The sequence below is a fragment of the Microbispora sp. KK1-11 genome, assembly GCF_006874435.1.
GTDB lineage: Bacteria > Actinomycetota > Actinomycetes > Streptosporangiales > Streptosporangiaceae > Microbispora > Microbispora catharanthi.
On sequence record NZ_VIRJ01000041.1, the window covers coordinates 1 to 26439 of the forward strand.

Below are 26439 nucleotides of genomic sequence, written 5' to 3' on the forward strand. Positions count from 1 at the left end.
TCGTGGCGGGCCAGGACGTCCACCGCGTGCTGGGCCGCGTCGTAGCTGCTGTAGGTGGCCAGCACCACCTTGTGGGACCCTGCTGTTCTCGGGACGCTCACGGGACCAACCCCCTCGGCTATTCCAGCTCGTGAAGACAACTCGCTCCGCCGCCGCTGCGCATCGGCCCGAGCGGGAGAACCGGAATCCACGCCACCCTCGACGTTGGCGGTGTCAGGGCTCTACCAGCGAGAACAATCCCTATGACGCGCATCCCCCGTCGGCCTGTGGAACACCCCGACGGGATTTTCGTCCCCCCTGCCAGCATCCCGCCTGCCGTTCCCTCGCACCACCCTTCCTGACCCTCATCTGCCTCGCATGAGCAGTGGCAGGTCGCCCAGGCGGAGCGCCAGATGAGAAGCATCTCCGTACTTACTCGGTCAGGCGTCGTGGCTCCCCGAAATTCCCCCTTCCCGTCCCGCCGTGGTCGTGTGGGACAACCTGTCCGCACACGTCGGACCGACCATGCGTACCTTCATCCACGCGCACGCCGACTGGCTGACCGTCTTCCGCCTGCCCGCCTACGCCCCCGAACTCAACCCGGCCGGGGCCGCTGCCGGCTCGCCCTGCGCTCGTGGTCATGGTCCGGCATTACGCCGACGCGGCGGCCGCCACACCTTTCCGAACCCAATGTGCGTACTGTTTTTGCTGGTCAGAAGGTTATGGGGCCGCACTGACGGGCAAAATTCGCCCATGCCGAGCTTGCGGGGACGGCGGCACCGGGCGGTGAGGGGCAGCGGCACCGGCTCATGGGGCCGGCTGCCCAAGGCGCTGGGGGTGCCGACTGCCCTGCTCGCCGGCGTGATCGTCGTCCGTCGGCTGCTGCGTCGGGTCGGCGGGATCTCCGACGACCTCGCCCGGATCAACATCAAAGACGAGTACGACCAGATCACCCAGCATCGGGATCCGACGCAGATGACCCAGCTGGTCGGCAACATCAACGTGAGCTTGGACATGCTGGACCGCGAGCGGCAGTTCGCCTCCACCATCGCCCACGAGATCCGCTCCCCGCTGGCCGGCATACGCGTCAGTGTGGAAGAGGCGATCGCCGATCCTGATCACGCCGACTACCCCGGCGCGTTCAGACAGGTGCTGCGGGAGGTGGATCGACTGGAGGCGCTCGCGACCGACCTCCTGCTGATCGCCCGGGGTCGTATCGCCCAGAGAAAGGAGAGGATCGATCTGTGCGAGCTGGTCAGGCAGGAAGTCGCTGCCCGAACCGACCCGATACCCGTCGAGGTGAGTTCCACTTCCAGTGGTCAGGTCGAAGCCATGCATACGCAAATGTGCGAGATCCTGACGAACTTGCTGGACAACGCCCAGCGCCACGCCAGGCACAGCGTGCGGGTCGACGTCGGATGCGACGACCGCTTCGCACGGCTGGCGGTGTCCGATGACGGCCCCGGCGTTCCCCCGCACGAGCGGGAGCGCGTCTTCGATCGGTTGTACCAGCTCACGAGCGAGTCTCCGCGCGGCGGCGCCGGTGCGGGCCTCGGGCTGAGCATCGTCCGGGAGATCGTCAAGACCCACAACGGATCCGTGTGGGTCGAACCCTCTCCCAGTGGCGGGGCCCGCTTCGTCGTTCAGCTCCCCCTCGCCCCCTCCCCGGTGTCGACGGCCTGACCCACCCGGCCCCGCCCCACACCCGGCTCGACCTACGCGGCACTCCCTGGAGGACGGCGCGGCGTACGACCCTCGTCAGCCCCTCCGAATGCCGGGAGAGCGTCGCGCGGTTTCGGGCGGCCGCGTTCCCCGCCGTGCCCAGCGCCCCTGGGCGCGGAGACCCGGCGGATACCGGGTGCGAAGTCGATGAGCAGATCCTCGACCGGCCCTGAATTGGTCCTCAATCGGCTTACGAAATCGGACCTTATCGAGTGTACCGATTCCTGCCAGGCTCAATGGCATGACAACGACAGCGACCCGCTTCGACGGCCAGGTACTCACGCCTGGCGACGCCGGCTACGACACCGCCCGTACCGTCTGGAACGCCATGATCGACCGGCGCCCACGCATGATCGTCCGCGCGGCGGGCGTCGCCGACGTGGTTGCCGCCGTCCGGCTGGCCCGCGAACTGGACCTCGAGATCGGCGTGCGCTGCGGTGGCCACAATGCCGCCGGCTTCGCCGTGCCTGACGGCGGTCTCATGATCGACCTGACGCCCATGGGCGGCGTGCGGGTCGACCCGGCCCGTCGCCGGGCCTGGGTGCAGGGCGGCGCGCTGCTCGGCGCACTGGACCGGGCGTCCCAGGCGTACGGCCTGGCCACCACCGCCGGCAACGTCTCACACACCGGCGTAGGCGGGCTCACACTCGGCGGCGGCATGGGCTGGCTGGCTCGCCAGTACGGCCTGGCCTGCGACAACGTCGTCTCTTACACGGTGGTCACCGCCGAGGGCGACGTGGTGACCGCGAGCCGCACCGACAACCCCGACCTGTTCTGGGGCCTGCGCGGCGGTGGTGGCAACTTCGGCATTGTGACCGAATTCGAGTTCCGGTTGCATCACACCGGCACACGGACGCTGGTCGCCGAGTTCGACTTCCGCGCCGAGGACGCCGTCCCGGTCATGGAGGGCTGGCGCGACCTGAACGCCGTCGCGCCCCGGCAGGCGACGTTCACCGCCGGTGTCGGCAGCACTCCCGCCGGCCCGATCGCCACGCTGGGGTTCGTGTGGGTCGGCGACCCGGCCGAGGGCCGCCGGCTGCTGCCCGCGATGCGGGCGCTCGGGCGTCCCGTTGCCTCCCGCGTCACCACACCGTCCTATCTCGAACTTCAGCAACGCGAGGACTCCACCGGCGGCCACGCGTACCGCCGCTATGCCAAGGGGCACTACCTGCGGAGCTTTCCCACCGCGGCGATCGAGGCGTTCTTGCTGCGCGGTGGCTCCGACCTGAGCGCGAGCCCGGACCTGCCGGGCGTCGGCCTGCAGGCGCACGGCGGCGCGATCGCCGATGTCCCGGAAGAAGACGCGGCGTTCAGCCACCGCGGCACGATGTTCGAGTTCGGTGCCGGCTCTCGCTGGAGCGACCCGGCCGAGGACGACGCCAGGATGAGTGCCGCCCGCGCCGCCGGCGCCTCGCTTGAGCCGTACGCCAGCGGGATCTACGTCAACTCGTTGACGGCCGACGAACTGGCCGACGGGCAGCGCGGCGTGCGGCGGGCGTACTCGGTTACGAAGCTGGCCCGGCTGACCGCGGTGAAGACCGCCTACGACCCGGCGAACGTGTTCCACCTGAACCAGAACATCCGTCCGGCCCAGAACAATCGTCCGGCACTGTGACGCGCCGCGTCAGGATCCCCGTACCTCCCGGATGGCCGTCGCCAGCAGCGCGACTCCCTCGGCGATGGCGCTCTCGCTGAGGATGGCGTAGCCGAAGATCAGGCCACCGGGCCCGGCGCCGGCGATCCGGAACGGCCCGACACCCTGGACGCCGAGCCCATGCCGGGCGGCTGCCTCCACCACCGCCGCCTCGTCGAGGTCGGGCGGGAGCCAGGCGACCACGTGCTGCCCGGCGGCGATCCCGGCCGGTCGCAGCTCCGGCAATTGGGTGCGCAGCGCGTCCAGCAGCGCGTCGCGGCGGCGCCGGTACACCGGACGCATCCGGCGCAGGTGACGGTCGAACTCGCCCCGGCGGAGAAAGTCGGCGAACGTCAGCTGGTCGATGACCGACGAACCGCGGTCGGCGAGCAGCTTCGCCGCGGCGACGTCGGCGACCAGTTGGGGAGGCACCACCATCCAGCCCAGCCGCAACCCCGGCGCGAGCGTCTTGCTGGCCGTACCGCAGTAGACGACGTGATCGGGCGCCAGTCCCTGCATGGCGCCCACCGGAGAGCGGTCGTAGCGGTACTCCGCGTCGTAGTCGTCCTCGACCACGATCGCGCCGCGGCGCCTGGCCCAGCGGATCACCTCGGCCCTGGCCGCCGCCGACAGCACCCCTCCAGTTGGCCACTGGTGCGACGGCGTGAGGACCAGCGCGTCGGCGTCGGCCACGTCCAAGGCGTCGACCTGAACGCCGTCCGGACCCACCGGGATGCCGACCACCTCCAGTCCCGCGGCCCCGGCCAGCACCCGGGCGTCGTCGTCGGACGACGGGTCCTCCAGGGCGATCCGCCTGGCGCCGCGCTGCGCGAGCACCTGGATCAGCAGCGAGATGCCCTGTCCGTAGCCGTTGCAGATGACCACCCTGCCGGGGACGGCCAGGGTGCCGCGTACCCGGTTGAGGTAGTCGCACAGGGCCTGGCGCAGTTCCGGCACGCCGCGCCCGTCGAGGTAGGTGAACCGGTCGTTGGGGGTGGTGGTGAGCACGGTACGAACCGAACGCAGCCAGGCGGCCCGCGGGAACTGCGACACGTCGGTGCGCCCGTACCCGAAGTCGACCCTGAAGCCGGCCCTGGAACCGGAACTGCTCGCGGCCGGCGGCGCCGTCGAAGCCGCGGAGCCCGCGCCGGCTGCGGTTTGCGGCATCGACACGGCGACCTGGGTGTAACCGCCCGATCGGCTGGCAAGGTAACCCTCGGCCACGAGCTGCTGGTATGCCTCCACGACCACCCCGCGGGAAACCCCGAGCCCGGCCGCGAGGGTGCGGCTGGGTGGCAGCGACGCACCCGCTCGCAACCGACCGGCCCGGATGCTCGCGCGGATGGCCGCCTCGATCTGCCGGTGCAGTGACACCCCGGCGTCACGGTCCAGTTCGATGAGCAAGTCCTCGGCCGGCCCGGAATTGGTCCCCAAACGGTCCATAGAATCGGACCCTACCGGCGTGTACCAATTCCAGCCAGGCTGAGTAGTTCAAGGTGCCGGCCTGGTTCTGGTTCAGGGAGGCCGAACTGCCGCGCAACCCCGGCGGCAAGGTGCTCAAGACCCATCTCCGCAAGGAGACCCTGGGCCTTTAGGGTTACCTCCCGCGTAATCGCCTCTCCTCAGGGGTCCGTGACACCGTTCACGTGTCGTCACCGAGACAACCTGAAGGAGCACGAAGATGACCGACTACACCGTCCTGGCCGAGCGTTACATCGCCGCCTGGAACGAGCGCGACGCCGAGGCCAGGGCGAAGGCGGTGGCGGAGCTGTGGACCGAGGACGGCGGCTACACCGACCCGCTGGCCACGGTGACCGGGCACGAGGGCGTCGCCGCGGTGATCGCCGGGGCGCAGGAGATGTTCCCCGGGTTCGTGTTCACCCTGGGCGGGCCCGTGGACGGCCACCACGACACGGCGCGGTTCACCTGGCACCTGGCCCCGGAAGGCGCCGCCGAGCCCGTCGTGATCGGCTTCGACGTCGTCACGATCGCAAAGGACGGCCGGATCGGCAACGTGTACGGCTTCCTCGACAAGGTCCCCGCCTGACCGCCTCTCTGCGGGCTCCCGGCCGCCCCTCGCGCCGAGAGCCCGCTCGGCCGGACTGCCGGGTCAGTCCGGCTGCCACCATTCCTTGCTCTCCCGGGCGTACGTGGCCGGAGTCGGTATCGGCCTGACCGTCCCGGTCCTTCTTCGTGTAGAGAGCGGTCACCCGGAAAGGCCGTTACGCGTGCGCGACACTATGTTCTGACGCGTAGGGGCCCATCCGGGCAGACGGGCGACGAGGCCCGAAGTGCCGGCCTGGTCGCCGATACCCAGGGTGGGGCAGGGAACTCGTCGTCATGTGAAAGGCCCGTCACTATCTCGGCTCCGGAGTCAGGACGTGTCGGGTCCGGTCCCCGATCCAGGCCGCTTCGAGGATCGCGGTCAGGCTGTCGGTGTCGGCCGGGCCTGGATGATTCTGGATCAAGCGGGTGACGCCACTGGCCATCTCCGCGAAACGCGGGAGGTCGGCGCGCGCCACGCCGATGTCCGCCAAGGTGGGAGGGATGCCGATGTCGGCAAGGAGCCCGTCGAGCCAGGTGAGGAACGTATCTGCGGCCTCGGCCTCCGAGGCGTCGGCGACTTCGAGGCCGCACACCCCGGCGAGGATGGCCAACCGGTCGCCGATGGCATCCCTGGCCGCGTCCAGCGCGTAGGGCAGCAGCAGCCCGACGCCCAGGCCGTGGGGTGTGTGGGTGGCTGCGCCGATGGGGTACTGGAGGGCGTGCGGAGCCGCGGTGCCTGCGTGGGAAAATGCGAGCCCGGCCAGCATGGACCCATAGGACATGTCCGCGCGCGCGTCCTTGTCGCCTCCGTCCCTGACGACACGGGGCAAGCTGCGGGCGATCCGCTCCGCGGCCAGGAGCGCGTAGTGATCGGTGATCGCGTTGCGGCCGAGGAAGACCTGCTCCACCGGGTCGCGCGGTCCGTGGGCCCGGGGTCGCGCGGTGTAGCTCTCCACCGCGTGACAAAACGCGTCGATGCCGGAGTGGGCAGTGACGGTCGCAGGGCAGGTGTAGGTGAGCTCGGGGTCGACGATGGCGAAGTCGGGCACGATGTGGACGCTGGAGACCCCCACCTTCAGCTCGCGGTCCGGGTCGGTCAACACCGAGACGGGCGTGAGCTCGGAGCCGGTGCCTGACGTCGTCGGGACCGCGACGAGAGGAATCGTCGGCCCCGGCACCTTCGACTCGCCGTAATAATCGCGCGGCGTCCCACCGTGGCGCCGGATGACGCCGACCATTTTGGCGAGGTCGATCACCGTGCCACCCCCGATGGCGAGGATCACGTCGGCGTCCACCTCTGCGGCGACCGAGACGGCCAGGGCGACATCGGCGAGCGGCACGTCCGGATTCGCGTCGGCAAAGACCCCGACGACTGCGACCCTCTCACGCACGGCGGCAACGATCTCGGCCACGCCCGGCTGCCCCAGAAGAACCCGGTCGGTCACGATGAGGACGCGCGAGCCACACTCGGCCACCACTCGTGGGACGTTCTGCGCGACCCCTTCGCCCACTATCAGCTGGCGTGGTCCGCGGACGGTCTCAAGCATGTCAGTGCCTCTCTGGAACGTCGGCGGTGATTTGCTGGGCGGACGTCCGGGTCACCTGCGAGACCCGGACGGCGTCGGCAAGGTTGGCTGCCGGGTGGAGCGGGCGCGCGCCGCGCGCCCGGACTCGGTCGTGCCCGGGCGCCCTCCCTGGTGCCGGCGGATTCGTGCCGACCATGGCCCGGGTCCCGCCCCACGGGTGGAGGCCGGTCAGGTCATCTGTGCACACGGCGCGGTGGTCCTCGGCGGGCACCCGGAGCAGCAGGCAGGTCACGGTAGGTCGATCGCCGCGTAGGTCACGTCGAGGTACTCGAGGATGCCCTCGTGCGACCCCTCCTTGCCGATCCCGGACTGCTTCACGCCTCCGAACGGAGCCGACGGGTCCGAGATCAGACCACGGTTGATGCCGACCATCCCCGTCTCCAGCCCCTCGGCGAACCGGAGCGCCCGCTGGAGGTCACGGGTGAAGACGTATCCGGCCAGGCCGTGCTCGGTGTCGTTGGCCTTCGCGATCACCTCGTCGTCGGATGTGAACGAGATGATCGGCGCCACCGGGCCGAAGATTTCCTCCTGCAGGATCCGCGCGTCTTCGGGCACATCGACGAGGACCGTAGGCGGGTAGAAGTGGCCCGGCCCATCCGGACGCTCGCCGCCCACCAGGACACGGGCGCCGCGATCGACTGCGTCGGTGACAAGCTCGTCGATCTTGGTGACCGAGGGCTCGTCGATCAACGCGCCGACGTTTACGCCGTCGTCGAGACCATGGCCCACCGAGAGCGCGCCCATCCGCTTGGCGAAGCGCGCCGTGAACTCCTCGCGCACCGGCTCCTCGACATAGATTCGGTTGGCCGCGATGCAGGACTCCCCGATGTTGCGCATCTTGGCCACCATGGCACCGTCGAGGGCGACGTCCAGGTCCGCGTCGGCACACACGATCAAGGCCGCGTTGCCGCCCAGTTCCATGGAGGTGCGCAGCACGTTGTCCGCCGCCTGTCGCAGCAGCACGCGCCCGACCTCGGTCGACCCGGTGAACGAAAGCTTGCGGGTCCGACGGTCGGCCAGCAGTGCTGAGACCACCTCGCCGGAACGCTTGGTCGTCACGACGTTGACGACGCCCGGGGGAACGCCGGCCTCCTCCATGATGCGGGCCAGGAACAGCATGGTGAGTGGTGTCTGGGCGGCCGGCTTGGTGATCGTCGTGCAGCCCGCCGCCAGCGCAGGAGCGATCTTGCGGGCACCCATGGCCAACGGAAAGTTCCAGGGCGTCACGAAGACGCACGGTCCGACCGGCTTCGGCACGGTGAGGACGCGGTATCCACCAGCGGGAGCGGTGTTGTAGCGCCCCTCGACGCGCACCGCCTCCTCGGCGAACCAACGGAAGAACTCGGCGCCGTAGGCCACCTCTCCCCGAGCCTCGGCGAGCGGCTTGCCCATCTCGAGCGTTATCAGCCGGGCGACCTCCTCGGATCGCTCGGTCAGTGCCCGGTACGTCGCGGTCAACAACTCCGACCGTTTCCGCGGCGGGGTCGCCGCCCACTCCGCCATCGCCTTGCTCGCCGCGTCCAGAGCGGCGAGCCCGTCAACGACGCCGGCGTCCGCCACCTCGGCGATGGTCTTGCCGGTGGCCGGGTCCTCGACGGCAAAGGTGGCTCCGCCGGCGGCGTCGCGCCAGGCGTCGCCGATCCGGAGCCGCCGATGCTCGGGGGCCAGGACGTTCATCGGGTCACTCATCGCGTCGCCTCCTGTGATGTTCTTGGTGATGTCCAGCGTGACCTCGGCGACCGCGCCACGCGCGGGCGCATGGTGACGTCGCCGCCCTGCGCGGTTACCTCCCGGCCTCGGACAGCGCCAGCCCGCTGCCCGCATCGAACAGATGCGCACGGTCCAGGTCGACCGTGACATGCAGCCGCTCGCCCGGCGTACCGGTGACGGTGGGTCGTGCCTTGACCTTGAGGATCTCCGTCCCCACGCGGACGTCGACCACCGTCCGGTCACCGAGCGGCTCAAGCCCGTAGAGTTCCCCCGACAACGACGCGTCCCCACGCTGCTCGACGGACAGGTCCTCCGCGCGCAGGCCCAGCAGCAGCGGACGACCGTCCTCAGCCGTGGTCCAGCGGGGCCGCGGCAGCGTCCAGCCTTCCCCGACCAGACGATCTCCCTCTGCGTGGCAGGCGAGCAGGCTGATCGGCGGGCTCCCGACGAATCCCGCGACCCACTGGTTGGCTGGACGCTCGTACACCTCGGCCGGCGTTCCGACCTGTTGCACCTTCCCCTCCTTGAGTACCGCGACCCGGTCGGCCATGGACAGGGCCTCGACCTGGTCGTTGGTCACGTAGATGAAGGTTGCTCCGAGGCTCCGGTGGATGCGGGTGAGCTCGGTGCGCATCTCGACGCGGAGCTTGAGGTCGAGGTTCGTCAGCGGCTCGTCCATGAGAAACGCGCGCGGGCGACGGACCAGCGCCCGGGCCAGGGCGACACGCTGCATCTCACCGCCCGACATCTGCGCCGGACGACGCTGCAGCAGACGTTCGATGTGCAGCAGGCTCGACATCCGCTCGACGGCAGCGGCGATCTCGCTCGAAGAACAGCGGCGTGCCCGCAGCGGCGAAGCGATGTTCTCGTACGCCGTGAGCCGCGGGTAGAGGGCGTAGCTCTGGAAGACCATGGCCAGGTCGCGTGCGGCCGGGGTGTCACCGGTCGCGTCCCTCCCGTCCAGATGCACCGACCCGGCGTCGAGCTTCTCAAGGCCGGCGATCGCTCGCAGGGTCGTCGTCTTGCCTGCCCCGGAGGGTCCGAGCACGACGAAGAACGAGCCGTCCGGCACGTCCAGCGTCACCCCGTCCAGGGCCTGGACTTTGCCGAAGGACTTGCGCAGCCCGTTGACTGCCACGGTTCCCATCAGGCCACCAGCTCTTCCGTGCTCACGTCGTAGACCGGCGGGGGCCCGCCGGTGTGCCGCAGCCCGACCGGTGCGTCAGCGGCGAAACGGACAGTCGGTGGCATCCGAACCCGTACGTCGCGCTGGCCGCCGTGGTCGACCACGTAGATGATTTCGTCGCCCAGCCACTCCGCCGAGACCACGCGGGCCGGGACCGAACCTTCCGCCCCCGGTTCTGTGACTTCCAGCGCCTCCGGCCGGACGCCTGCGACCAGGCGACGGTCGCGCGGCAGGCCTGGCGGTGGCGTGAGGACCAGTCCGCCCTGACCGCGCAGCTTCCCGTCGGCCACCTCCACCTCGATCAGGTTCATCGGCGGGGAGCCGATGAACGCGGCGCAGAAGAGACTCGCCGGACGGTCGTAGACTTCCAGCGGCGTGCCGATCTGCTCGACGCGGCCCTTGTTGAGGATGGCGATTCTGTGACCGAGCGACATCGCCTCGACTTGGTCGTGGGTGACGTAGACCATCGTCGCCCCCAGCTCCCCCTGTAGGTGCTTGATCTCCGTGCGCATGTCCGCCCGCAGCTCCGCGTCCAGATTGGTGAGAGGCTCGTCCATGAGGAATGCGCGCGGTCGTCGCACCAGGGCGCGAGCGAGCGCGACGCGCTGCTGCTCCCCGCCGGACAGCCGGTGCGGTCGCCGGTCAAGGAGCGGACCGAGCCGCATCAGCCGGGCGGCCTCGTCGACCCGCTCGCGCACCTCCGCCTTGGGCAGTCCCTCGGCCCGCAGTGGGAACGCCAGGTTGTCGCGGGTTCTCAGATGCGGGTAGAGAGCGTAGAACTGGAACACCATGGCGATGTCGCGCTCGGCCGGCGGCAGGTCGTTGACCAGCGTGTCGCCGATGCGGATGTCGCCCGTCGTCTGCCTCTCCAGGCCGGCTATGGCCCGCAGCGTGGTCGTCTTGCCGCAACCCGAAGGGCCGAGCATCACGAACAGCTCGCCGTCGCCGATGGACAGGTCCACGTGTTCGACTGCGACCGTCCCGTCCGGGTAGCGCTTGTGCAGGGCGGTCACCTCGATGCCCGCCATCAGCGTCGCACCGCCCCGAGCGTCACACCGGCGACGAGGTGCTTGCGCACCAGGTAGGCGAAGACGAGCACCGGCAGGGCGAACACCACGGAGGCGGCGGCCACGAGACCCCAGTCCACAGTGGTTCCGCCGATGAGGCCGGCGATGGCGGGCGGGGCCGTCCGCACGTTGTCGCTGGAGGTAAGGAAGATGGCGAACACGAACTCGTTCCACGAGAAGATGAGTGCGAAGACCGCCGTCGCGGCGATGCCGGGCAGGAGCAGGGGAAGGGTGAATTTCCAGAACGCCTGCAAGCGGGTGTAGCCGTCGAGCATGGCGGCGTCCTCGTACTCCGCGGGCACCTCGTCGACGAACCCCTTCATCATCCAGATCGTGAACGGGACGTTGAACGCGGCGTAGATGAGGATCAGGCCGAGCTTGCTGTCGATGAGTCCGACCTGGCGGTACATGAGGAAGATCGGGATCACGACCACCACGGGCGGCATGAAGCGGGTGGACAGGATGAAGAACAGTTGGTCCTTCTTGGCCTTCACGGCGAAGCGTGAGTAGGCCCAGGCCGCCGGGACCCCCAGCACGGTGGCCAGCGCCGTGGAGACTCCGGCGACCACGACGGAGTTGAGGAACGAGACGGACAAGGCCGAGCGACCGCCGGAGGCGACGAACACGTCCTTGAAATGGTCCAAGGTGACCGTGAAGTCGAAGAACTTGGCCGGGATGGCGTAGACGTCCCGGTTCTCCTTGATGGATGTCTCGATCATCCACAGCGCCGGGAAGAGCATCACGACGGCCAGCACGGCCAGCAGCGCGACCTCCAGCACGGAGCGTCCCCGGCCGCCGAAGCGACGCGCGGGGGGCGTGTGATCCCGGGCAGGACCTGTGGACACGGCCTCGTCGACGGAGACGGCCATCAGTCCTCCTTGAGCTTGTTCAAGTAGCGCAGGTAGAGCTGCGTAAGGACGATGACGACGAGGACCATGAGGATTCCGTACGCCGAGGCGGTTCCGGTGTTGAAGCCCAGGAACCCGACCTTGTAGACGTGGAACGACAACGTCTCGGTGGAGACCCCCGGACCTCCGTTGGTGAGGATGTAGACGAGGTCGAACAGCCGGAAGGCCTCGATTGCCCTGAACAACACGGCGATGAGGAGCAGCGGCCACACCAGCGGAAGAGTGATGGTGCGGAACCGGAACCACTCGGACGCCCGATCGATCGAGGCGGCCTCGTACAGGTACTTGGGAACCGCGGTGAGGCCCGCAAGTGCGATGAGCATGATGAACGGCGTCCATTGCCAGGTGTCGACCACGATCAGGGAAATCAGTGCCGTTCGCTGCCGGGTGAGCCACTCCACCTGCCCCAGGCCGAGCGAGCCGAGCATGCTGTTGATCACGCCGAATTGCGCGTCGAGCATGAATCGCCAGAACAGCCCGACCACGACCGGCGACAGCATCATCGGAACCAGGAACACAGTGGTCAGCAGTCCTCGCCCGTGCGTGCGCCGTGAGATCAGGTAGGCGATGGCGAAACCGAGCACGGTCTGCAGGGCGACCGCGCCGACCACGTAGATCAACGTCGTCAAGGCCCTCAGGTGGACCTGCGCCGAAGTCAGGATGGCGGTGTAGTTCTCGAGCCCGACGAAATGGGCCGGCCCCCCGCGGGTGGCCGAGTAGTCGGTGAAAGACAGGTACAACGCCCACAACAACGGGAACACCGACATCGCGAGCAACAGCAGCAGCGCGGGGGAGATGAAGGTTACGGCGAGCCCGCGGTCGCTCAAGCGGCGGGCCCGGCCCGGTGCAGGCGGCGTCGCGGACGCCACCTGCCCGTGGTCGGTCGTCAGAGGGGCGGGGTCACTCACAGTCCGCCGCCGCCCTTGCGGTTGCCGGAGTCGAGCACGCTCTGCTGCTGCTTGGCGATCTCGTCGAGCGCGTCCTTCGGCTTCTTCGCGCCGTTGAGAGCCGCGTTCACGTTGGTGTTCTCGATGTCGACGAGTCGCGCGTACTCGGGCACGTTCCACATGTCCCGCATCCGCGGAACCGAGTCGGCGTACACCTTGTTGAACGGCCCGGCATTGAGGAACTCGGGCGACTCCAGGGCGTCCGTACGCGATGGCACGCCACCGGCCGCGGCCCACTTCTTCTGGATGTCAGCCTGCTCGAACCACTTCATGAAGTTCAGGGCCTCCGCCTGGTTCGCCTGCGGGGAGTAGGCCGACACGTGCATCCCCATGCCGCCGAGAGGCACCAGGTTCGTCTTCTGGCTCGGCAGGGGGGCAAAACCCAGCTTGTCGAGAATCTGCTCCCGCGTGCTGCCGAGCGTCGACTGCTTCGGGTCGAGCAGGCCGCCGCTCGCGGCGATCCAGTTGAACGCGATGCATGCCTTGCCCTGGGCGACCGCCGCGTTCACCTCGTCGATGAACCAGTTGCCGGAGCCCTTGGCGGTCAGCGGCTTCATCTTGTTGACCAGGACGTCCATCGCCTCCTGGCCCGCAGCGTCGTTGAGGACGCCGTCGATCTTGCGCGTCTTGGCGTCCCAGAGGTTGCCGCCGTAGATGCCGTTGACCGTGTTGTAGGTTACGGCCGCGGCGTCGGAGCCGTTGGCCTGGTGGAAAGCCAGCCCGCTGACGCCGGGGTGGTCCGCCTGGCACTTCTCGGCGACGGAGATCATCTCGTCCCACGTCTGCGGTGGCTTGTCGCCGATCAGGTCCTTGCGGTAGATCATCGTCCAGGTGTCGCCGAGCAGCGGCAGTCCGTACATGCTGGCGTTTTCGTCGCGCTTGCCGGTCTCCGCCTGGGGGTACTGGCCGTAGGCCGCCAGCAGGTACGGGTTGTAGGCCTTGACGTCGATGTTCTTCTTGACGAAGTCGGTGATGTCGAGGATGTTGCCGTTCGTCACGGCCTCGCCGATGTGCTGCGAGTCCAGGATCGGGATGTCGAAGTCGGTCTTGTGCGCTGCGAACTGGGTGAACATCGCGTCGTGCCAGTTCGCGTTCGGCACGGTGTTGACCTTGATGGTTACGTTCGGCCGCTCCTTGGTGTACTCCGCGTTCGCGAAGTCCTCCAGCGCGTGGGCGGGGGGCCAGTCGAACCAGATGAACTTGAGGGTCAGCGGGTCCTTGGTGAGCTCCGGGATGGTCGCCGGTGCCTTGGGGGCGCTCGCCTGCGCGCCGTCGTCCTGACCGCAAGCCGCCATGGTCGTGGCCACCAGCATGGCCGCCGTCGCCAGCCGCACCTTTCGACCGGGAACGGACAGTCGTCCTATTCGCTGTGGATACCGCATCCTCTTGCCTGCTTTCTGGGTGGGGGCTTCTGGAGCCTTGCTGCGTGCTTCGCCGAGCGGTTGGGGGGTTGTTCAGGCGTGTTGCCGGCTGTCGCAGGGGCTGACCCGCAGACCGGCGTCACGAGTACGCCGCGACGTAATGGGGCTTCGAGCAGTCGAGAAGTCCTTCGGCCCTTGTGCGGCCCGGCGGCGAACCGAGTAGGACGTCGAGCATGCTCATGGGAGCCCCAACTGATCGAAGCGGAGCGATGGCGGACGGTTCCGCGATGGATGAAGGGTGGCTGGCATCCGCCACCTTTCCTATACGATCCGAGTGGGGGCGTCAACATCCCGCAGCGTTGTGACCGATGTCAACAGGTTCCCGAAGACGTAAGAAAGGACCTCATGTCAACGATGGACGACGAAGCGATGATCGCGCGGCGCCGTGGGGCCATGACGGGGGGAACGCCGCCGGGAAGATCGCGCGGCCGGCTTGCCGACGAGGTGTACGACACGCTGCTCGGACAGCTGATGTCGCTACGGATCGAGCCTGGCTCCCGCGTCACGATCGACGCCCTGGCGCGAGAGCTGGGGGTCTCGCAGACGCCGATCCGCGACGCTCTGAACCGCATGGAGGCCGAGGGCCTGGTCGTGCGTGTGCCCCATGCCGGCTATCGCATTCCCCCCCAAATCACCCGTCAACGATTCGAGGACATGCTTGAGCTCCGCCTGCTCCTCGAGCCGGCAGCGGCGCGCAGATCCGCCGAACGCGCATCTCCGCAGCAGGTGGCCGGTCTGCGACGAATGCTGGAGGAGATGGCGGAGCTGGAGGGGGGCAACGGGATCATGGCCTATGGCGCCTTCGGGCTGCGTGACGCCGCTTTTCACGATCTCGTCGCCCTGAGCGCGGAGAACCAGGTCATCCGCGAGGCGCTCGCTCGCCTGCACACGCACGTGCACCTGTTCCGGCTTCTCCACGACACCCAGGTCACTCACCTGGCCATGGCCGAGCACGAACAAGTCGTGGCCGCGATCGCCGCGCGTGACCCCGACGCCGCCGCCTACGCCATGCGCCGGCACATCCTGCTGTCCGGCGAGCGGTTCCGACGATTGTTCGACGAAGTCAAGGACGCGGACGAATAGCGGTAAAGGCTTGACGGGCGGGCCGGGCCGAGGAATGCTAACTCAAATCGGATCGGATCGGATCCACCTCACCCGCCCCAGTTGCGAGGAGAAGCAGGTGCCCAGAGCGCTGCTCCTGACCGGCGACGCCGCCGAGGAGCTCGACACCATGTATCCCTACTACCGCGTGCAGGAGGGCGGCTGGGACGTCGACGTCTCGTCACGGACGATGCGTGACGTTCAGCTGGTCATCCACGAGTTCGACCCCAACTCCGACGCCTACGTGGAAAAGAACGGCCGAAAGCTGCCGGTCGACGTGCCCTGGGCCGAGGTCGACGTCGAACGCTATGACGCCCTCATCATCCCCGGCGGACGTGCCCCCGAATGGATCCGGGTCGACCCCGACGTCAGGCGCATCACCGAACACTTCTTCGCGCGCAACCTCCCGATCGCGCTGGTATGCCACGGCGCGCAGGTCCCGGCCGTATACGGACTGCTGAAGGGCCGCAAGACAGCGTGCTTCCCCCCCATCACCGGCGACATGGAGAACGCGGGCGCGACAGTCATCGACGCCCCCGACGTCGTGGACGGCAACCTCGTCTCCTGCCGGGGCTGGCCCGACATGCCGCAGTTCGGCAGGGTGATGATGGAGGTCTTCTCCAAGTCCATCAACTCCGCATCGGCATGACCACACCACAGGTGCCTCGGTGACGGCACTTCGGACCGTCACAGTCGACGGCTCCCCCATCCACGTCATGGACAGCGGCACCGGACCCGCGGTGCTGATGCTGCACGGCTCCGGACCCGGTACGACCGGATCCGGAGCCTGGGCAACGACCGCACAGGCACTGGCGACCGGCGCATGATGCAGGCGGTGGCGCAGGTCGGCCAATGGCTCGGGCTCGGTGGCTCTATCGTGGCCAACCTGTTCAACCCGCGAGTGATCGTCATCGGGGGCTACTTCGCCTCACTGGCCCAGTGGCTACCGCCCCACGCGCAGGGTCAGCCGCAGCGGCTCGTGGTGGCCGCCCCCGCCGCCCAGTGCCGATTCGTCGCCTCCACGCTCGGCTTCGGCGCCGCGTCCCGCGGCGCCGCGAGCATGGTGGTCAATCACATCATCGACGACCCGACCACGATCATGGATTCACCACCCCGGCCGACAGCCTACTGACGGCCCCACAGACCTGGAGACGGCACCTCTCCAGCAACCCCCCGTATCCGCAAACAAGCGGCAACAAGCGCGGCGGCGCGCGCCTTGCCTGACGTCCCCCCGGTCAGGAAAGGGTTTCCCATGTCACCACGTCATCGAACGTGGGCCAGGCTGCTCGACGCAGCCATGCCAGAAAACGGACGACGCCCGAGACGTCGCACCGCGACCACGATGGCCTTAGCCCTCATCGCCCCTTTCATCACGCTCCTCGCGACGCCGGTGAGCGCCGAGGCCCCCACGGCGGCTGAGCCCGCTTTCGTCGCTGCACCGGCGCTGCTGCAGCCGTCCGCGTCTGCCGCCAAGGCCGCACCACCAGACGCCGGCTTCAAGGTGCTCGTGGTGCGCAGCACCCAGGACGCGGTGTCGTCGGCCGGCCTGGCCGCGATCCGGGATGCGGCCAGAACCGGTGATTTCACGGTCGTGGCGCCCGGACCCGCTGACGTGGGCGACCATTTCACGAAGAAGAAGCTGGCGCAGTACCGCGCGGTCGTGTTCTTGGACACGGGTCTCGCGAGCCCGCTCACGGACGCGCAACGCGCGAACTTCGAGAGCTACTTCCGCGACGGCGGCGGCTTCGTCGGCGTCGGCTCGGCGGTCGAGACCGACGAGTCCTGGTCGTTCCTGACTGACCTCCTGGGGACGCGTGCGTCCGGCAGGACCGACGTGCAATCGGGTGACGTGAAGGTCGCCGACCGCGTCCACGACGCGACCAAGGATCTGCCGCAGATCTGGTCGCGGACCGACAACTGGTACAACTTCACGAAGAACGTCCGCGGTGTGTCGCACGTCCTCGACACCGTCGTCGAGGACCCGTTCGGGCCGCAGCCGCAGGGCGCCGACCTCGACGGGATCGCCGGGGGCACGATGGGCGCCGATCACCCGGTCTCGTGGTGTAAGGACTTCCAGGGCGGCCGCTCGTTCTACACCGGCCTGGGCAACACGGCCGCGAGCTTCGACGCCGGCCTCACCAAGCACCTCAAGGGCGCGATCGGCTGGGCCGCGGGCCAGGCCGACCCGGTCTACAGCGATTGCGGCGCGACCGTGCTGGCCAACTACCAGCAGACGAAGATCGGCTCGCCGCCGAACCTGCAGGAGCCGATCGGCTTCGACCAGCTGCCGGACGGCCGCATTCTGCAGACGGACCGCCTCGGCTCGCTGCGCATGCACGACTCGACCACGGGCGTCACCACGGTCGTCGCCAACTTCGCCGATCCGAGCCTGCCGATGACGCAGCAGATCTACTCCGCGGGCGAGGACGGGCTCTATGGCCCGGCGGTCGACGCCAACTTCGCGACCAACAAGTGGGTCTACCTCTACTACTCGCCGAAGGAGGTCACCGACGTCAAGCTGAGCGACGGATCGGTGGTCACCCAGATCACGCCGAACACCACCCCGCCGGACGTGGCGGCGTCCAAGACCGCGTGGGATCCGTACGTGGGCTATTTCCAGCTCAGCCGCTTCAAGTTCGTCGACGCCACCGACAGCACGCCGGCGCACCTCGACATGGGCTCCGAGCAGCAGATCATGCGCGTGCCGGTCAACCGCCAGGAGTGCTGCCACGTCGGGGGCGACATCGACTTCGACAAGCACGGCAACCTCTGGATGGTCACCGGCGATGACACGCCCGCGGGCGGCATCAACGGCGGCGGCTACGGGCCGTACAACTCGCAGAAGACCGACGAGCAGCAGACCGTGCGCGTCACCAACGCGACGGGCGGCACGTTCACGCTGACCTTCGAGGGCCAGACGACGGAGCCGATCGCGTGGAACGCGGATCGCAATGCGATCGACGCGGCGCTCGAGGCGCTCTCGAACATCGAGGCGGATGAGATCCAGACCAGCGGCGGCCCGGTCAACACGTCGAACGTCAACGTGTTCTTCCGCCGCGGCAAGCAGCAGTCCGATCAGCCGCAGATCACCGCCGACGGCGCCGGCCTGACCGGCACCGCCACGCCGGCGATCGCCACCAACACGGCGCAGGCGGGCGGCTGGTATCAGCGGCTCACCGGTGACTCGCGCCGCAGCGCGCTGAACACCAACGACCTGCGCGGCAAGATCCTGCGGATCAAGGTCAAGGACGGCAACATCTCCGCCGCCGACGCCAACAAGGCCGACTTCGGCTCCGGCACGGGCGCCTACTCGATCCCGTCGGGGAACCTGTTCCCGCTGGTCGCGGGCGCGCCGCAGGACAAGACGCGGCCGGAGGTCTACGCGATGGGTTTCCGCAACCCGTTCCGGATCCAGGTCGACGAGAACGACGTGGCCTACATCGGCGACTACTCGCCCGACGCCCAGACACCGCAGCGCTCGCACGGCCCGGCGGGCACCGGCCGCTACGAGATCGTGCGCAAGCCGTCCAACTACGGCTGGCCGACGTGCTACAAGCGCGACCTCGCGCACTACCAGTGGAACTTCCACGAGTTCGCGCCCGGCACCACCACCGCGGGCACGCCGCTGAACAACCCGCCTCAGAAGTTCGACTGCGACGGGCCGACGCAGCGCAACGACTCGCTGTGGAACATTGAGGGCGGTCCGACGGTCGAGCCGGGCCTGAGGGACGTCCCGCCGGTCACCGACCCGGACATCTGGTACTCCTACCGCGACAACAACACGAACGCGCCGCTCGGCACCCCGTGCGAGGCCTACTACGCGCCGACCCCGGGCCCGATCGCGCCCGGCTCGACGACCGAATGCCCGCGGCTGTTCCCCGAGCTCTACACCGGCGGCGTCGGTCCGCACGGGGTCACGAAGTACCACTACGACCCGGAGAACCCGAACCCTCACAAGTTCCCGCCGTACTACGACGACTCGGTGATCATCAGCGAGTGGACGCAGGACACGCTGCGCGAGGTCAAGCTCGACAAGCAGAACAACCACGTCCAGAAGATCAACAACTTCCTGGATTGCGGCAGCCGTGCGAACGCCGGGGCAGGCAGGTTCCGGTTCGAGTGCGACAACCCGATGGACTTGCAGTTCGGTTCTGACGGCGCGTTCTACCTGCTGACCTACGGCAACGGGTTCAACGTCATCAGCCCCGACGCGGGCATGTACAAGTGGGAGTACGTCAAGGGCAAGCGCGCGCCGAAGGCCGTGCTCACCACGGACCGCACCGACGGCTCAACACCGCTGACCGTGAACTTCTCCAGCGCCGGCTCGCTGGATGAGGATCCCGGCGACTCGATCCGCTACGAGTGGAACTTCGGCGACGGCTCGGCGATCGAGACCGACCCGAACCCGTCACACACCTACACGCAGTCCGGCCGCTACACGGCCGTGCTGACCGTGCTCGACTCGTCCGGCAAGCAAACCTCGACCAGCACCGTGATCACCGTGGGCAACACGAGCCCGACGGTGGTCGTCAATACGCCGGTGGAGGGCGGGACGTTCGCGTTCGGCGACGACATCCCGTTCTCGGTCACGGTCACCGACCCCGAGGACGGGACGGTGAATTGCTCCGAGGTGCAGGTGACGTTCGTGCTCGGCCACGACGCGCACGGCCACGCCGAGGAGTCCGTCAACGGCTGCTCGGGCGTGCTCCACACGATCGCCGACGACGTCTCACACGGCGGCAACGTCTCCGGCGTGGTCCAGGCGCGCTACACCGACCACGGCGGTCCGGGCGGCGTCCCACAGCTGACCACGACCGGCCAGCACCAGATCCGCCAGAAGCACCAGGAGGTGGAGTTCGTCGTCAACCAGTCCGGCACCAACACGGCGACCAACACCGACGGCGGCGCCGGCGTGCACCGCGGCAGCCTGGGCTCGGGCGACTGGCTCCAGCTCAACGGCCCATTCAACCTGACCAACATCGATTCGATCACGTTCCGCGTGGCGGACGCGGCGAACGGCCGCACGCCCGGGTCCCCGCTGGCGGCAATCGAGGTCCGTCAGGACTCGATCACCGGGCCGATCCTGACGACGGCCAACCTCGTGTCCACCGGCGGGACGGGAACCTGGACGAGCCAGACGTTCCCGGTCTCGATGTCCGGGACGCATGAGCTGTTCCTGGTGTTCCGCTCGGTCACGGGTGGCGCCACGGGCGGCAACCTGTTCAACCTCAACTGGGCCGAGTTCGTCGGCACGGGCATCGGCACCTAGCGAGCCCGCCCGTGCCGACGAACCCGAGTTCGTCGGCACGGGCATCGGCTCCTAGCGAACCCCCCGTATAGCGGCAAGAGAGAAGACACTCATGCGGAGAAGATTTCGCACATCGGCAGTGGCCGCCTTCCTGACGGCGGCCGCACTCATCCCCGCGGCACCGTCGTGGGCACAGGAAACGACACCGCCGACGATCAACGTGGCGACGCTGTCGCCCTCTGCGCCGACCGGCCAGAACAACTGGTACACCGGCCCGGTGACGCTGAACGTGTCGGCGACCGACGACGTCGGCATCGCCAAGTTCCAGTACTCGCTCAACGGCGGCGCCGCCTACATCGACGTGCCCGTCGAGGGGGCGCCGGCGTCGGCCACGGCGTCGGCGGTGATCACGCAGGAGGGCAACACCAGCGTCCGGTACCGCGCGGTCGACACGTCCGGAAACGTCGCGGCGTTCCGCTCGATCTCGGTCCGGATCGACACGCGCGCGCCGACTGCATCGTACCCGGCGATCACCGACGGTCACGTCGGTCACGTCGCCACACTTATCCCGACGCGCACGGACCCCGCCCCCGGCTCGGGCGGAGTGGCTGTCCTGAACATGTACCTCGACGGCAAGCTGGTCCCGCCGTTGCCGGTGCAGACCTCCGACCTGTCGCTCGGCGTGCACACGCTCGCGGTGCATCTCTCTGACGCTGCTTCCAGCAGCGCGAAGTACACGCAGACGTTCATCGTGACGACATCGTTCGCGGACGTCGGCACGCTGATCACCCGGTTCGTGACCGCCGGCAGCGTCCCGGCGGAGGTCGGCGCGGCGCTCCAAGCCAAGCTCGACCAGGCGAAGGCGCTCGCCGACGCCGGTTCGGCCAAGCGCGCGAGCCAGGTCCTGAACGAGTTCGTCTCGATCGCCGGCGACCGGATCGCGCCCGGCTCGGCCCGCCGCACACTCGTGGGCGATGCGCGTTACCTGATCGACCAGCTCAACGGCCGGCTCGCGCCGGAGCCCGCGACGGGCCTCGAGTCTGAGCCCGCGGAGGGCCCGAAGTTCATCCCGGACCCGGTGCTCGCCCCGCTCCCGCACAACCCGGACGCCGACTACAACGTCCTGGTCTTCTCCAAGACGACGGGCTTCCGGCACGACCACATCCCGCACACCGTGGCCGCGATCCAGAAGCTCGGCATCGCGCACAACTTCAACGTCGACGTCTACGACCCGCAACTCCCGACCGTCACGCTGCCCACGAGCCCGTTCCTGAGCCTCGACACGCTCAAGCAGTACGACACGATCGTCTTCGAGTCCAACGTCGGGCACCCGGGCCCGCTCAATCCGATCACCGAGCAGCCGAACTTCGAGGCCTACATGCACCAGGGCGGCGGCTATGTCGGCATCCACGGCGCCGCCGACTCGTTCGAGATCGGCACCTGGCCGTGGTACGGCGACCTCGTCGGTGGGTTCTTCACCAACCATCCGAACGGCCAGAACGGGTTCGGCCAGTGCGGCAGCTGCATCCACACCGAGGTGGTGACCGAGGACAACACGCACCCGGCGACCGCGCATCTCCCTGACCGGTGGCTGACGGTCGACGAGCTCTACAACTTCGACCGCAACATGCGGGCCGACGTGCACACGCTGCTGAGCCTCAACGAGGACAGCTACCAGCGCAGCCTCAACAGCGGCAACGCGGCCACCAACCCGCTGCGGCTGATGAACGGCGACCACCCGATCGCGTGGTGCCAGAACTGGGACGGTGGCAAGGCGTTCTCGAACATCCTCGGCCACTTCCGGACGCAGTACTACGACGACTCGTTCATGCAGATCATCCTCGGCGGGATCGAGACGACCGCCGACCGCAAGGGCGCCAACTGCTCGTCCTACCGCGAGACCAGCCAGCTGATCGAGGCCGACCGAGCGGCCGGGCTGCTGACCGCGGCCGCCGCGGACGCCGCCGGTGCCGCCCTGGACATCGCGCGGGACAGCTACCTGGCAACCAACTACACCACCGCCATCCCGGCGCTGAACTCGATCGTCGACCTGGCGCACGACGAGGCCTCCGGCGACGCTGCGGCGCGTTCCGAGCTCGCGCGGCAGGCGCGCGAGCTGCGGGAGTGGATGCAGAACCTCAACCGCCGCTGACCCGTTAACGCGGCGGGGGCGGTGGATCGCCGCTCCCGCCGCGCTGACGCTGGACCGCACCACTATCGCGGATTTATGCACGACCTTCTCATGATCACCGACGAAACATCGGTAGGTGCCGCACGTGACCCATCCTCCGAAGGGAGCGGTGATGCGGTCGGGTCGACGCCCTGCAGGCGGCATTCGAACACTAGGTCCAGGCCGGCGGCGGTTGCGCCGGCAGGGCGATCACCGAGGCCGATCGCGAGGTCGTGATGAGGCGGCCGAATGAAATGAAAGAACGCGTTCCGCGACGCGGAGAACGGATGCGTCCGCGATCGGAGGGGAGGAAGATGACGGTGACCCTTGGTCGAATTGCCGGGCTGTCGCGGACGCCGCCCCGCAGACCGGCCTCACGAGTACGCCGCGCCGTACTGGGTCTTCAGTCAGTCGAGAAGTCCTTCGGTCCTTGTGCGGCCCGGTGGCGAACCGAGCAGGACGTCGAGCATGCTCAGGGGAGCTTCAGGTGGTCGAAGTAGGGCGCTGGCGGGCGGTTCCGCGATGGTGAAGGATGGCCGGCATCCGTCACCTTTTCCTATACGATCGGAGTGGTCGTCAGCATGCAGCAGCGTTGCGACCGAGGTGAACAGGTTCCCGAAGACGCTCATAGGGCCCTCATGTCAACGATGGACGACGAAGCGACGATTGCGCGGCGCCGTGGGGCCTGCCGACGAGGTGTACGACACGCTGCTCGGACAGCTGGAGGACTTCCCGAAACTCGGCTATTACGTATGTTGACGTGACGGTCGGTGACGTGGAGGTTGTTGGGGCCGACCGGGTGTGCCGGGGCCGGAAGCGGCGGCCGGATGATTGATCATTGGGATTGTGCGGATCAAAACGACCGATGGCCAGCCGCCGCGCAGCGAGCGTATGACCGGTCTTGATCAAGGGCAAGTTGACTGGCTGTACGAGCAGTTGGCGCAGATGGTCGAGCGGGAGGCTTCGACGGGTCGGCCCCGGGTGCTGCCGCTGTCCGGCGAGCGGTTCCGACGATTGTTCGACGAAGTCAAGGACGCGGACGAATAGCGGTAAAGGCTTGACGGGCGGGCCGGGCCGAGGAATGCTAACTCAAATCGGATCGGATCGGATCCACCTCACCGCCCCAGTTGCGAGGAGAAGCAGGTGCCCAGAGCGCTGCTCCTGACCGGCGACGCCGCCGAGGAGCTCGACACCATGTATCCCTACTACCGCGTGCAGGAGGGCGGCTGGGACGTCGACGTCTCGTCACGGACGATGCGTGACGTTCAGCTGGTCATCCACGAGTTCGACCCCAACTCCGACGCCTACGTGGAAAAGAACGGCCGAAAGCTGCCGGTCGACGTGCCCTGGGCCGAGGTCGACGTCGAACGCTATGACGCCCTCATCATCCCCGGGGGACGTGCCCCCGAATGGATCCGGGTCGACCCCGACGTCAGGCGCATCACCGAACACTTCTTCGCGCGCAACCTCCCGATCGCGCTGGTGTGCCACGGCGCGCAGGTCCCGGCCGTATACGGACTGCTGAAGGGCCGCAAGACAGCGTGCTTCCCCCCCATCACCGGCGACATGGAGAACGCGGGCGCGACCGTCATCGACGCTCCCGACGTCGTGGACGGCAACCTCGTCTCCTGCCGGGGCTGGCCCGACATGCCGCAGTTCGGCAGGGTGATGATGGAGGTCTTCTCCAAGTCCATCAACTCCGCATCGGCATGACCACACCACAGGTGTCCCGGTGACGGCACTTCGGACCGTCACAGTCGACGGCTCCCCCATCCACGTCATGGAGAACGGCACCGGACCCGCAGTGCTGATGCTGCACGGCTCCGGACCCGGTACGACCGGATCCGGAGCCTGGGCAACGACCGCACAGGCACTGGGCACGTCCTGGCACCTGGTGGCTCCTGACCAGGCGGGGTTCGGCCGTACACCGATCCCGGCGGGCTCCAGGGGTGGGCTCCGGCTGTGGACGGAGCAGGCCGCGGGCCTGATGGATGCTCTCGGTGTCGAGCAGTACGCCGTGGTGGGCCACTCCATGGGCGGTGCCGTGGCGCTGGCGTTGGCGGCCGCGCGTCCCCAGCAGGTCACCCGTGTCGTGGCGGTCTCGACGATGGGCGCCCCCGGGGCGCCGCTGTCCGCCGAGCTCGACGCGGTCTGGGCCGCCCCCGCCAACCCGCTCGGGGCACGAGACATGTTGAGTCGCCTCGTCCTCGACCAAGCGCTCGTGACCGAGTCGGCCGTCGCTGCCCGTGCAGCTGCGATGCGAGCGGGGGCGGCCGCATACGCGTCGTTGTTCCCTCCACCCAGGGCACGTTGGGCCGACGACCTCACCCTCTCGGCGCAAACGCTGGCAGGGATCCGCGCGCCCGTGCTGCTCGTCCACGGGGCCGAGGACAGAGTCACCCCGCTCGGGACGGCAGCCCTGCCCCTGCTCGAACACCTGGCCGATGTCCGTCTGCACGTGCTCGGCCGATGCGGGCACGTGCCGGCGCTCGAGCACCCGCACGACTTCAGGCGACTCCTGTCGTGCTTCCTCGGCCGGGAACGAGGTCACTGATTGCCGCGACAGGTCCGCAGCCCGTGCTCAAGCAGATCAGCATGAGCAGGCGTGATCCCGGGCAGAAGCCAGCGCCCTCCCCGAGACCCGAGCCATGACGAGGCACGAGGTCATCGCTCGACATGGTCGCATCGACATCCTCGTGAACAACGCCGGACGTAGCCGCGTCGGTGCCGTGGAGGAAGACGGCGAGGCCGAGCAGCGGGCCCTGTTCGAGGTCCACTTCTTCGGCCCCGCCGCGCTGACCCGCGCCGCCCTTCCCCACCCGCGGGCACGGCGGTCCGGCGCGATCGTGCACTTCAGCGGCATGGGAGGACGATTCTCGGGTTTGCGCCTGGGCGGCTGCCTGGCCTGCGGCCTGGTGTCGCTTGCGTCGCATCGGGGTGATCCGGGCTATCAGGTGCCCGCAGACCAGATGGAAGCGCCTCATAGGTGCCCCGTCCCTGCAGCCGGGTCCGGGCCCGCTCCAGTGCGGCCTGCGCAGTCGCACGGGCACCGCCGTAGTGGGTCTCAGGATGTCGACGGACACTATCCGCACGGCCCCGCGATGTCGGGAGTGTCCCCGCCGGCCGCCGACAGCAGCCGGCGGTCGTTGGCCGATACCGGCAAAACCGAGCTCGACCATACCCACTACTCCCTCACCCTCGACGAACACTTCCTCGATCAGAACATCGGCACCCGTCTCGGCGTCGTTCCACATCCTCTTCCAGATGCTCTGGCAAGCCTCTGATCTTCACCCACAGCACGTCGAGTGCGTCGGTGCCCGCCCCGCGCATCACGGAGATCAGGATTTCGTCGCCCGGCTTTACATCTGCGATCTCTGACCGTGAGGCCAGAGGGAAGGCCATCCGCTGCTCGCGCAGCACCCAGGCGATGGCTGGCGGTCACCCAGAATCAGCAGGTACGACGAGGGCTCCTGCACGATCAACAACGCTAGCGGGTCAGGCGACGGCGGCGTTCCAGCCGAACTGTTCGAGGCGGTGCCAGGCGACCTCGGTCTCGGCGGGCGTGAACAACTCCGCGAACCTCGGCTGCACGACCAGGGCCTCGACCGTGAGGTCCAGCCGGCCGCGCTCCCACAGGGCCGCGAACCCGTCGGCCCCGGCTGCGTGCCGTAGCAGAGGCATCACCGGGCTTATGTCGCTGACAGTAGCAGAGGAA

22 protein-coding genes are annotated in these 26439 nt (G+C 68.5%); 12 read left to right on the forward strand and 10 right to left on the reverse strand.

From position 1 onward, the window contains the following. On the reverse strand, nucleotides 1-191 hold a 191-nt coding region (locus FLW16_RS46335; RefSeq protein WP_142565880.1), incomplete at its 3' end, for an SPOR domain-containing protein. A gap of 250 nt (nucleotides 192-441) precedes the next feature. Between FLW16_RS46335 and FLW16_RS38145 the strand changes: the two genes are divergently transcribed. Beyond that, entirely contained in the window at nucleotides 442-1662 is a 1221-nt protein-coding gene (locus tag FLW16_RS38145; RefSeq protein WP_260616059.1) for an ATP-binding protein, read from the forward strand. A gap of 280 nt (nucleotides 1663-1942) precedes the next feature. Then, complete coding sequence (locus tag FLW16_RS38150; RefSeq protein WP_142565882.1) at nucleotides 1943-3316, forward strand: FAD-binding oxidoreductase; 1374 nt, start codon at nucleotides 1943-1945, stop codon at nucleotides 3314-3316. 9 nt (nucleotides 3317-3325) lie between these two features. Here FLW16_RS38150 and FLW16_RS38155 read toward each other — a convergent pair whose 3' ends face one another. After that, the gene (locus tag FLW16_RS38155) at nucleotides 3326-4777 is read right to left on the reverse strand and encodes a PLP-dependent aminotransferase family protein (protein WP_142565883.1); all 1452 of its coding nucleotides are present in this window, start codon (nucleotides 4775-4777) and stop codon (nucleotides 3326-3328) included. 238 nt (nucleotides 4778-5015) lie between these two features. Here FLW16_RS38155 and FLW16_RS38160 point away from each other — a divergent pair, with 238 nt between their 5' ends. Beyond that, nucleotides 5016-5381, forward strand: a complete 366-nt coding sequence (locus tag FLW16_RS38160; RefSeq protein ID WP_142565884.1) for a nuclear transport factor 2 family protein — start codon at nucleotides 5016-5018, stop codon at nucleotides 5379-5381. A gap of 310 nt (nucleotides 5382-5691) precedes the next feature. Here FLW16_RS38160 and FLW16_RS38165 read toward each other — a convergent pair whose 3' ends face one another. The 7 genes from FLW16_RS38165 to FLW16_RS38195 form a co-directional block, all read right to left on the reverse strand. Beyond that, on the reverse strand, nucleotides 5692-6927 hold the full coding sequence (locus tag FLW16_RS38165) for an iron-containing alcohol dehydrogenase (protein WP_142565885.1): 1236 nt from the start codon (nucleotides 6925-6927) through the stop codon (nucleotides 5692-5694). A 267-nt stretch (nucleotides 6928-7194) separates the two neighbouring features. Continuing rightward, entirely contained in the window at nucleotides 7195-8655 is a 1461-nt protein-coding gene (locus FLW16_RS38170) for an NAD-dependent succinate-semialdehyde dehydrogenase (protein ID WP_142565927.1), read from the reverse strand. Nucleotides 8656-8749: 94 nt separating this feature from the next. Next, nucleotides 8750-9823, reverse strand: coding sequence for an ABC transporter ATP-binding protein (locus FLW16_RS38175; protein WP_142565886.1), 1074 nt, complete (start codon nucleotides 9821-9823; stop codon nucleotides 8750-8752). Then, nucleotides 9823-10890, reverse strand: coding sequence for an ABC transporter ATP-binding protein (locus FLW16_RS38180; RefSeq protein ID WP_142565887.1), 1068 nt, complete (start codon nucleotides 10888-10890; stop codon nucleotides 9823-9825). Before FLW16_RS38180 ends, FLW16_RS38175 begins: the two co-directional genes overlap by 1 nt. Further along, nucleotides 10890-11798, reverse strand: coding sequence for a carbohydrate ABC transporter permease (locus FLW16_RS38185; protein WP_142565888.1), 909 nt, complete (start codon nucleotides 11796-11798; stop codon nucleotides 10890-10892). The genes FLW16_RS38180 and FLW16_RS38185 overlap by 1 nt, the downstream gene beginning before the upstream one ends. Next, the gene (locus tag FLW16_RS38190) at nucleotides 11798-12745 is read right to left on the reverse strand and encodes a carbohydrate ABC transporter permease (RefSeq protein ID WP_142565889.1); all 948 of its coding nucleotides are present in this window, start codon (nucleotides 12743-12745) and stop codon (nucleotides 11798-11800) included. Before FLW16_RS38190 ends, FLW16_RS38185 begins: the two co-directional genes overlap by 1 nt. Then, nucleotides 12742-14118 (reverse strand): extracellular solute-binding protein, encoded by a 1377-nt coding sequence (locus tag FLW16_RS38195; protein ID WP_221891483.1) that lies wholly within the window; start codon nucleotides 14116-14118, stop codon nucleotides 12742-12744. Before FLW16_RS38195 ends, FLW16_RS38190 begins: the two co-directional genes overlap by 4 nt. A gap of 441 nt (nucleotides 14119-14559) precedes the next feature. Between FLW16_RS38195 and FLW16_RS38200 the strand changes: the two genes are divergently transcribed. The 9 genes from FLW16_RS38200 to FLW16_RS38245 all read left to right on the forward strand — a co-directional run bounded on the left by FLW16_RS38200 (nucleotide 14560) and on the right by FLW16_RS38245 (nucleotide 26008). Beyond that, a complete protein-coding gene (locus tag FLW16_RS38200; RefSeq protein ID WP_142565891.1) occupies nucleotides 14560-15288 on the forward strand; it encodes a GntR family transcriptional regulator in 729 nt (242 codons plus the stop codon). Between the two features lie 97 nt (nucleotides 15289-15385). Further along, a complete protein-coding gene (locus FLW16_RS38205) occupies nucleotides 15386-15955 on the forward strand; it encodes a DJ-1/PfpI family protein (protein WP_142565892.1) in 570 nt (189 codons plus the stop codon). A 138-nt stretch (nucleotides 15956-16093) separates the two neighbouring features. Then, nucleotides 16094-16438 (forward strand): ROK family protein, encoded by a 345-nt coding sequence (locus FLW16_RS38215; RefSeq protein WP_260616060.1) that lies wholly within the window; start codon nucleotides 16094-16096, stop codon nucleotides 16436-16438. A gap of 210 nt (nucleotides 16439-16648) precedes the next feature. After that, nucleotides 16649-20575 (forward strand): ThuA domain-containing protein, encoded by a 3927-nt coding sequence (locus FLW16_RS38220; protein ID WP_185949774.1) that lies wholly within the window; start codon nucleotides 16649-16651, stop codon nucleotides 20573-20575. Between the two features lie 91 nt (nucleotides 20576-20666). Continuing rightward, nucleotides 20667-22706, forward strand: a complete 2040-nt coding sequence (locus FLW16_RS38225) for a ThuA domain-containing protein (RefSeq protein ID WP_142565895.1) — start codon at nucleotides 20667-20669, stop codon at nucleotides 22704-22706. An 864-nt stretch (nucleotides 22707-23570) separates the two neighbouring features. Further along, nucleotides 23571-23771 carry a hypothetical protein gene (locus FLW16_RS38230; RefSeq protein WP_142565896.1) on the forward strand — a complete coding sequence of 67 codons (201 nt, stop codon included), beginning with the start codon at nucleotides 23571-23573 and terminating at the stop codon, nucleotides 23769-23771. Nucleotides 23772-23867: 96 nt separating this feature from the next. Continuing rightward, nucleotides 23868-24437 carry a DJ-1/PfpI family protein gene (locus tag FLW16_RS38235; protein ID WP_142565892.1) on the forward strand — a complete coding sequence of 190 codons (570 nt, stop codon included), beginning with the start codon at nucleotides 23868-23870 and terminating at the stop codon, nucleotides 24435-24437. Nucleotides 24438-24456: 19 nt separating this feature from the next. Continuing rightward, on the forward strand, nucleotides 24457-25278 hold the full coding sequence (locus FLW16_RS38240; RefSeq protein WP_142565897.1) for an alpha/beta fold hydrolase: 822 nt from the start codon (nucleotides 24457-24459) through the stop codon (nucleotides 25276-25278). A 94-nt stretch (nucleotides 25279-25372) separates the two neighbouring features. Beyond that, a complete protein-coding gene (locus tag FLW16_RS38245) occupies nucleotides 25373-26008 on the forward strand; it encodes an SDR family NAD(P)-dependent oxidoreductase (RefSeq protein ID WP_142565898.1) in 636 nt (211 codons plus the stop codon). Between the two features lie 211 nt (nucleotides 26009-26219). Here the strand turns inward: FLW16_RS38245 and FLW16_RS38250 are convergent, their stop codons facing one another. Then, nucleotides 26220-26405 (reverse strand): hypothetical protein, encoded by a 186-nt coding sequence (locus FLW16_RS38250; protein WP_221891484.1) that lies wholly within the window; start codon nucleotides 26403-26405, stop codon nucleotides 26220-26222. Nucleotides 26406-26439: the final 34 nt, after the last annotated feature.

Coding starts and splice junctions, on each gene's coding strand:
- FLW16_RS38200 (WP_142565891.1), top strand. CDS start 14,560: ATGGACGACGAAGCGATGATCGCGCGGCGCCGTGGGGCCATGACGGGG.
- FLW16_RS38155 (WP_142565883.1), bottom strand. CDS start 4,777: ATGGACCGTTTGGGGACCAATTCCGGGCCGGCCGAGGACTTGCTCATC.
- FLW16_RS38170 (WP_142565927.1), bottom strand. CDS start 8,655: ATGAGTGACCCGATGAACGTCCTGGCCCCCGAGCATCGGCGGCTCCGG.
- FLW16_RS38245 (WP_142565898.1), top strand. CDS start 25,373: ATGACGAGGCACGAGGTCATCGCTCGACATGGTCGCATCGACATCCTC.
- FLW16_RS38180 (WP_142565887.1), bottom strand. CDS start 10,890: ATGGCGGGCATCGAGGTGACCGCCCTGCACAAGCGCTACCCGGACGGG.
- FLW16_RS38220 (WP_185949774.1), top strand. CDS start 16,649: ATGGCCTTAGCCCTCATCGCCCCTTTCATCACGCTCCTCGCGACGCCG.
- FLW16_RS38150 (WP_142565882.1), top strand. CDS start 1,943: ATGACAACGACAGCGACCCGCTTCGACGGCCAGGTACTCACGCCTGGC.
- FLW16_RS38175 (WP_142565886.1), bottom strand. CDS start 9,823: ATGGGAACCGTGGCAGTCAACGGGCTGCGCAAGTCCTTCGGCAAAGTC.
- FLW16_RS38160 (WP_142565884.1), top strand. CDS start 5,016: ATGACCGACTACACCGTCCTGGCCGAGCGTTACATCGCCGCCTGGAAC.
- FLW16_RS38185 (WP_142565888.1), bottom strand. CDS start 11,798: ATGGCCGTCTCCGTCGACGAGGCCGTGTCCACAGGTCCTGCCCGGGAT.
- FLW16_RS38225 (WP_142565895.1), top strand. CDS start 20,667: ATGCGGAGAAGATTTCGCACATCGGCAGTGGCCGCCTTCCTGACGGCG.
- FLW16_RS38250 (WP_221891484.1), bottom strand. CDS start 26,405: ATGCCTCTGCTACGGCACGCAGCCGGGGCCGACGGGTTCGCGGCCCTG.
- FLW16_RS38165 (WP_142565885.1), bottom strand. CDS start 6,927: ATGCTTGAGACCGTCCGCGGACCACGCCAGCTGATAGTGGGCGAAGGG.